The sequence below is a fragment of the Roseomonas sp. 18066 genome (assembly GCF_902706185.1).
Taxonomy (GTDB): Bacteria; Pseudomonadota; Alphaproteobacteria; order Acetobacterales; family Acetobacteraceae; genus Pseudoroseomonas.
The window spans coordinates 1-7,670 of record NZ_CACSJM010000220.1 but is presented as its reverse complement, the minus strand read 5'-3'; the positions used below and the strand labels follow the sequence as shown (position 1 = coordinate 7,670).

6 protein-coding genes are annotated in these 7,670 nt (G+C 72.8%); 3 read left to right on the top strand and 3 right to left on the bottom strand.

The window, feature by feature from the left end:
* A partial coding sequence (locus GVN67_RS27125; protein ID WP_160000434.1) for a methionine ABC transporter ATP-binding protein occupies positions 1-818 on the bottom strand: 818 nt, incomplete at its 3' end.
* 524 nt (positions 819-1,342) lie between these two features.
* On the opposite strand from GVN67_RS27125, the gene GVN67_RS27120 reads away from it, so the two are divergent.
* Together GVN67_RS27120 and GVN67_RS27115 are read left to right on the top strand one after the other, a co-directional pair.
* Entirely contained in the window at positions 1,343-3,136 is a 1,794-nt protein-coding gene (locus GVN67_RS27120; RefSeq protein WP_160000433.1) for a DEAD/DEAH box helicase, read from the top strand.
* A gap of 496 nt (positions 3,137-3,632) precedes the next feature.
* Positions 3,633-4,868: a M20/M25/M40 family metallo-hydrolase gene (locus GVN67_RS27115; protein ID WP_160000432.1), complete on the top strand. Its 1,236-nt coding sequence runs from the start codon at positions 3,633-3,635 to the stop codon at positions 4,866-4,868.
* Positions 4,869-4,902: 34 nt separating this feature from the next.
* Here the strand turns inward: GVN67_RS27115 and GVN67_RS27110 are convergent, their stop codons facing one another.
* A complete protein-coding gene (locus GVN67_RS27110; protein WP_160000431.1) occupies positions 4,903-5,688 on the bottom strand; it encodes a FadR/GntR family transcriptional regulator in 786 nt (261 codons plus the stop codon).
* Positions 5,689-5,790: 102 nt separating this feature from the next.
* Positions 5,791-7,362 (bottom strand): ABC transporter substrate-binding protein, encoded by a 1,572-nt coding sequence (locus tag GVN67_RS27105; protein WP_160000430.1) that lies wholly within the window; start codon positions 7,360-7,362, stop codon positions 5,791-5,793.
* Positions 7,363-7,469: 107 nt separating this feature from the next.
* On the opposite strand from GVN67_RS27105, the gene GVN67_RS27100 reads away from it, so the two are divergent.
* Positions 7,470-7,670 (top strand): nucleoside hydrolase (locus GVN67_RS27100; protein ID WP_200845412.1); only part of this gene is annotated, 201 nt, incomplete at its 3' end.

Genomic DNA, 7,670 nt, shown 5'->3' with positions numbered 1-7,670 from the left:
GGCAGGCGGGCCACGGTGCCGGGCGGGATCGAATGGCCGATGGTGTCGGCGATGAAGCGGCGGGTGGTCGGGTGCGCGGGCCGGGTGAAGACGTCGAAGACGCGGCCTTCCTCGATCACCTGGCCGCGCTCCATCACGGCGACGCGGTCGCAGATCTCCTTCACCACCGCCATCTCATGGGTGATCAGCAGCACGGTCAGGTCGAGCTGGTCGCGCAGCGTCTTGATCAGCCCCAGGATTTCCTGGGTGGTCTCGGGATCCAGCGCGCTGGTGGCTTCGTCACACAGAAGAATCTTCGGGCGCGGGGCGAGCGCGCGGGCGATGCCGACGCGCTGCTTCTGGCCGCCGGACAGCTGCGCCGGGTAGGTTTTTGCCTTGTCGGTCAGCCCGACCAGGGCCAGCGCCTCGGCGACGCGGGCTTTCCGCTCGGCCGCCGGGACGCCGGCCACTTCCAGCGGGAAGGCCACGTTGTCGGCCACGGTGCGCGAGGCCAGCAGGTTGAAGTGCTGGAACACCATGCCGATGCCGCGGCGGCGGTCGCGCAGCGTGGCGTCGTCCAGCGCCAGCAATTCCTCGCCCAGCACCTGCACCTGGCCGGCCTCGGGCCGCTCCAGCAGGTTCACGCAGCGGATCAGCGTGGATTTCCCGGCGCCCGAGCGGCCGACGATGCCGAAGATCTCGCCCGGCGCGACGCTGAGGGAGACGCCGTCCAGCGCCTTCACCAGCGGGCCGCCGGCGACGGAAAAATGGCGCTTGAGCGCGGTCAGGCGGATGGCGGGCCCGGGCGGGACGCCCGGGGCGGCAGCGGCAGCAGACATGGCAGTTCCGGTATGGCGATCAGGGGGGATCAGGGGGGGGTACGGCGTCAGGATCGGCCGCGCGGGGCGCAGCCGCGGGCTCAGGGACAGGTCATCGACATGAGAATGGGCACCTCGGGGCTCTCCAACAGGGTCGGATGGTCCACGAAGCGACCATGGCCCGCGGCATCATGCCCGCGGAACCGCTGCCCGGCTTCCTGGCGCTTTAGCACTTGGTGTCGCGGCGCAAGCTGCATCCGTCAAATCCCCGCGGGAAGCGATAGTGCGCTTCCAGCGCGGAGAATGGTCAAACCACAGCCGCCGTGCAAGCGCGGAAGCGACGCCCGGCAAACCATAGGTCCATGCGCGCACCGCATGGCTCACCCTTGTTTGCGCGCAACCCGTGCAAAAGCGGGACAAAGCCTGTAGAACCCCGCGAGTTCGAGGCCGACCGGCGTATTCCCGCCTCATGGCCTTTCCCTGAGCGCGGCATCCCGATGATGGATGCGCCCCCCACCCGATACGCGGCGGAATTTTCGAAAAACATGCCTTTTCCTGTGATGCCCGAAGCGCTTCTGCGCGCCCTGACCGAACGCGGCTATGCCGAGCCGACGGGGGTGCAGGCCGCGGTGCTGGAGCCCGAGACCGCCGGCCGTGACCTGCTGGTCTCGGCGCAGACCGGCTCCGGCAAGACCGTGGCCTTCGGCCTGGCCCTGGCCCCCGAGCTGATCGGCACGGCCGAGCGCATGCCGCCGGCCGGCGCCCCGCTGGCCATCGTCGTGGCGCCGACGCGCGAGCTCGCGCTGCAGGTCCGCACCGAGCTGTCCTGGCTCTACGCCGCTGCCGGTGGCCGCGTCGTCAGCTGCGTCGGCGGCATGGACCCGATGGTCGAGCGCCGCGCGCTGGCCCAGGGCTGCCATATCGTCGTCGGCACCCCCGGCCGCCTTTGCGACCACCTGAACCGCGGCAACCTGCAGCCCGAGGCGCTGCGCGCCGTGGTGCTGGACGAGGCCGACGAGATGCTCGACCTCGGCTTCCGCGAGGAGCTCGAGGAAATCCTCGGCGCCGCGCCGGAAGACCGCCGCACGCTGCTGTTCTCGGCGACCGTGCCGCGCGAGATCGCGCGCCTGGCCGAGAGCTTCCAGAAGGATGCGCTGCGGCTCGAGGTCAAGGGCGAGGGTGGCCAGCATGGCGACATCGCCTATCAGGCGGTGACGGTCGCCTCGCATGACGTGGAGCGCGCGGTGGTCAACCTGCTGCGCCTGTCCGACAGCCCGCGCGCCATCGTCTTCTGCTCGACCCGCGCCGCCGTCGCCCGTCTGCAGGGCAACCTGGCCGAGCGCGGCTTCTCGGCCGTGGCGCTGTCCGGCGAGCTGTCGCAGGCCGAGCGGTCCCGCGCGCTGCAGGCGCTGCGCGACGGCCGCGCCCAGGTCTGCGTCGCCACCGACGTCGCCGCCCGCGGCATCGACCTGCCGGATCTGAACCTGGTCATCCATGCCGAGCTGCCGAAGGAGCCGGAGACCATGCTGCACCGCTCCGGCCGCACCGGCCGCGCGGGGCGCAAGGGCACCTCGGTGCTGATCGTGCCGCCGAATCGCCGCCGCATGGCCGAGCGCCTGCTGATGGGCGCCCGCGTCCAGGCCGAATGGGGCCCGGCGCCCGCCGCCGAGGCGATCCGCGAGCGTGACGCGGCGCGGCTGGCCGAGCAGACCCGCGCCCTGCTGGCCGAGGAAGCGACGCCCGACGACCTGTCGGTCGCCCGTGCCCTGGTCGAGGGCGGCGTCTCCCCCGAGGCGCTGGCCGCCGCCCTGGTCAAGGTGCTGCGCGCACCGCTGCCGGCGCCGGAAGAGCTCAGCGCCTTCGACGCCGAGCGCCGCCCGGTGCGCGAGCGCGTCGCCGGCCCCGAGGGCGAGGGCGTCTGGTTCCGCATGAATGTCGGCCGCGACGGCAATGCCGATCCGCGCTGGGTGCTGCCCTTCCTGTGCCGCCGCGGTGGCGTGCAGCGCAACGACATCGGCCGCATCCGCATCCAGGGTCGCGAGACCCAGTTCGAGGTGGCCGCCGCCGCCGCCGGCCAGTTCGCCACCGCGGCGCGCCGGCCGGATGGCGAGGACCCGCATATCCGCATCGAGGCGCTGCCCGAGGGTCCCTCGGCCGGCAGCCAGGGTGGCGGCAACGGCGGCAGCTATGGCGGTGGCTATGGTGGCGGCGGGCGCAGCCAGGGTGGTCCCGGCGGCGGTGCCGGCCGTCCGGGCGGCGGCTATGGCGGTGGTGCCGGTGCCGCGGCGCCGCGCAGCCGGTTCCACGCCGAGCGCCAGCGCCGCACCGCCGGTCGCTGAGGCCAGATTACCGGCCGATCCGGCCGAATCGGAAGCTTGAGCCTGGCCGGCATTTCGTCCGGCTGTGGCAAGAGCATGGCGCGATCGCGACCAGGATCAGGACCGGGCCGGGGAGGGCGACCTCCCCGGCCTTTTCCATGCCCGGCGGCCATTGCGGCGGCGAACCAGAGCCTGGCCGTTATTCGAGCAAATTCAGGGCTTGAGCCGGGCCGGTTAAACCGCTGCCGGATCGGCGACTTCGCAGCCCCTGCCGGCAGGGACGACGGCGCCGCCGCGGCTCTCGCTGTCGCTTGATCGGTCCCACGGAAAAGAGATTGGCGCATCGCCGAACGCCCCCGCATCGTCCGTTTCAACAAGCTGTGCGGACGGAAAACCCGACCTGCAGCGCGGCCGCTTCCCTGCTAAGGCGCCTCGACCGGGGTCGCCGTCAGGTTGCGGGGATCGTCAGCGTCAGGTTCGAGCGATGGTAGTCCTTGCAGCGCAGGGAGATGTCTGGATGCCTTGGGATGAGCGGCCCGACACGGACCTGCTCGATGCGATGGCGCTGGACCGTCTCGGGCTGGCCGCCCCGCTGCTGGGCGCGACCGGCTGGATCGACGATTTGGCGCGGCTGGTCGCGGTGGACACCGCTGCCCCCCCGGGCCAGGGCTATGGCGCCTTCGCCGCGCTGCTGCAGGACATGTTCGCCCCGCTCGGCTTCGGGCTGCGCAGCCTGGTGGTGCCGGAAGGCGCGGTGCCCGGCGCCCCCTCCAGCGGACCGCGGGTCAACCTGGTGGCCAGCCGGCGCAGCGGCCGCCCCACCTGCACCCTGCATTTCCAGATGGACACGCCGCCGGCCGGCCCCGGCTGGACCCGGCCGCCGCTGACCCTGACGCGGCAGGGTCACCTGCTGTATGGCCTGGGCACGCGACGGATGAAGGGCGCCATCGCCGCCGTCTGGGCGGCGCTGCGCGCGGCCGATGCGGTCGGCCTCGGGCTGCGCTTCGACCCGGTGCTGGTCTTCACCACCGATGGCGGCCAGGGTGCCAATCCGCATGCCGGGCTGCGCCACCTCGCCGAGCAGGGCGCGCTGGAAGGGCACCTGGTCAGCCTGGGCGGGCTGGCGGCGCCGCGGCTCTGGACCGGCAGCCCGGCCTGCCTCGACCTCGAGATCCGCATTCCCGCCGCCGCCGGCGCCGCCGAGGCCGCGCTGCCGGTGCTGTCGCGCCTGACCGCGCTGCAGGGCCGGCTGGGCCAGGCCAGCGACGGCCCGCGCCTGTCGATCACCGCGGTCAGCGCCGAGCAGGCCAGCACCGATGCTGCCGCCTTCTGCAGCCTGGCGCTGCATCGCCGGCTCGGCATCGGGGAAACCGCCGACGGCATCCGCGCCGAGCTCGATGCGGTGCTGGAGGCGGCGCTGCATCCCGGCCATGCCGCGACCATCCGCGAGGTGTCGTCGATCCCGGCGGTGGTCGCGCCGCATCTCGGCCCGAATGCCGGGCGCTGGCAGCAGGCGATGCGCTGGGGCTTCGGCTTCGGCCCCGAGGCCTTCCGCGAATATGCCGCGGCCGAGCCCTCGGCGCTGGGCTTCGTGCAGCAGGCGGGGCTGACGGAAATCCTGCAGGCAGGGCTGCAGCGGCCGGGCCAGCCGGCCCAGGGCCCGGATGAATGCACCAGCATCGACGATGTCGAGGCGCTGGCACGGTCCCTGCTGGCCTATCTGGCCGACGTCCCGGAATTCCCGTCGCTATAGCCGCGGCCCGGCGACCTGCCGGGCCCCGTGCCGGTCACACGTTGGCGGAAAGCCGGCCGGCGAGCCGCGCATAGCGGTCGCGGCTGGCGGTCAGGTGCCGCCGCATGGCGCTGCGCGCCGCCGCCGCCTGGCCCTGGCTGATCGCGGCGAAGATCCGCGCATGCTCTTCCTGCACCCGGGCGAGATAGGCGCTGCGGGCCTCGCTCTCCTCCAGATAGGGGCGGACCGTCTGGCGCGGGATCAGCATCGGCCCGAGGAATTCCAGGAAGCGCGGGAAGAAGCCGTTGCCGGTGGCGGCGAAGATGGCGCGGTGGAATTCCAGGTCCTGCGTCACGGCGCTGTCGCCGGCCTGCACCGCGGTCTCGAAGGCCATCGCGGCCTGGGCGATGCGCTCCAGCGTGGCCGCGTCGCGGCGCTCGGCGGCGAGGCCGGCGGCCTCGGTCTCGATGGCGATGCGCAGCTCGATCACCTGCAGCACGTCGTTCAGCGAGCGCATCTCGCCCGGATCGATGCGCACCTGGCCGCGGGCGGAGGGGTCGGCGACAAAGGCGCCGACGCCCTGGCGGGTCAGCACCAGGCCTTCTGCGCGGAGTGCCGCCACCGCCTCGCGCACCACGGTGCGGGAGACGCCGGCCTGGCGCATCAGCGCCTGCTCGGTGGGCAGCCGGTCGCCGGGGCGCAGCCGGCCGGCGCGGATCTCGGCGGCCAGCCGGCGGACCAGCTCGGCGGTGAGGTTGGCAGGCGGGGCGAGCGGCGAGAGCTCGATCCCATGTCCCTGGCGAGGGGCGTCACCCGGGCTGCGGGGGGTGCGTCCGTCCATGCTGGCTCTGGCCTCCTGTCGGGGGCGGTTCGCCCTTCTGCCAAAGCGTAGGATTATCATACGAGCGGAAGGAAGGCGAGAATCGCGCCCGGCGTCCTGGCCTCAGGGGGCGCGGCTGACGCTGGTGGCCAGCGTCATCTCGTCGGTGCGCGCCTCATAGCCCAGGCCGCGGCGCATCGCCCAGGTATTGACCTGGAAATAGAGCGGGATCAGCGCGGTCTGGTCGCGCAGCGCGGCGCGGCTGGCCTGGCGGGTCAGCTCGGCGCGCAGCGCGTCGTCCATGGTCTGCCGCGCCTTCTGGATCAGCCCGTCGATGTCGGTGTTGCTGAAGCGGCCGCGATTGGCGGTGCCGAGGCCGAGCACCGGGTTCCAGGAATGGATCTGCGTCTCCAGCATGCCCAGCACTTCCGGATTGGGCGAGAAGCCGGCCAGGTTGACCGAATATTTCAGCTGCGCCGCCTCGGCCAGCCAGACGCCGCGCGGGCGGGTCTCGACGGTCGCCACCAGGCCGAGCCGGGTCCACATCTGGGCGATGGCCTGCACCACCTGCTCATCATTGACGAAGCGGTCGTTGGGGCCGTTGACCTGCAGCGCGAAGCCCTGGCTGTAGCCGGCCTCGGCCAGCAGCTTCTTCGCGCCGTCCAGGTCGAAGGGCTGCGGCAGCAGGTCCGGCGCGGTGCCGAAATAGCCGGCGGGGCCGAGGTCGCCGGCCGCCGTCGCCTGGCCTTGCAGCACGCGGGCGACCAGCGCGTCGCGGTTGATCGCCATCGACAGCGCGCGGCGCACCCTGGGGTCGCGCAGCGGGTTGGCGATGGGGCCGCCGCCGCGGGCGGTGACGTGGGGGCTGGCCTCGCGGTCGCTGTCCAGCGTCAGGAACAGCAGCCGGTTGGAGGGGCTTTCGGCCGTCGCGAAGCGCGCGCTGGCGGAAAGCTTCTTCATCTGGTCGGGGGGGACGATCTCGATCAGGTCGACATCGCCGGCCTCCAGCGCCGCGGTGCGCGCCCCGGCATTGGCGATCGGGCGGAACTCGACGCGGGCGAAGGCGGGGGCAGGGCCGGCGAAGGCGTCGTTGCGCTCCATCACCAGCGGGCTGCCGGGCTGCCAGGAGACATGGCGATAGGGGCCGGTGCCGATCATGGCGCGGCCGGCATTGTAGTCGGCGGTGGTCGCCGTCTCGCCATGCTGCTTCGAGACGATCATGACGAGGCAAAGATAGTTGGGCAGCAGCGGCGTCGGCACCCGGGTGCGGATGCGGATGGTGCGGTCGTCGACCGTCTCCACCGCGGTGATCGGGCGGGTGTAGACGCGGAAGGAGGAGGGCGAGTTCGGCACGTCGCCGGCGCGGGCCAGGGTGAAGGCCACGTCGTCGGCGGTGACGCGGGCGCCGTCATGGAAGCGCGCTGCCGGGTCGAGGGTGAATTCCCAGGTCAGGTCGTCGACCGCGCGCCAGGATGTGGCCAGCGCCGGCTGCAGCGCCTGGCGGCGGTCCTGCTGCACCAGCGGCTGGAAGACATGGCGGCTGAAGGCGATGTTGGTGATCAGGCTGGCGTAATGCGGGTCCAGGCTGGTGGGGCCGGATTCCATGCCGATGCGCAGCAGGTCCTGGGCCCGCGCGGGACCCGCGAAAGTGGCGAGGGTGGCAGCGGCGAGCAGGGCGCGGCGCAGGCGGGACATCGGGCGGCTCCTGGGCGGCGGCTGGTCGGGTGTGGCGCAAACTGCCATGCTGCAAGGCTGGCCGCAACGCGCGCGGGCCTGCCTTCCCCTGCCGCCGGATGCCGCCGATGACGCCGAAGCCTCGCCCTGTCCTGCTGGATTGCGACCCCGGCACGGATGACGCCATCGCGCTGTGGCTGGCGCTGGCCTCGCCCGAGATCTCTTTGCAGTTGATCACCGTCGCCGGCGGCAATGTCGGGCTGGCGCAGACCCTGCGGAACGCCCTGTCGGTGGTGGGGCTGGCGGGGGCGCAGGTCCCGGTGGTGGCG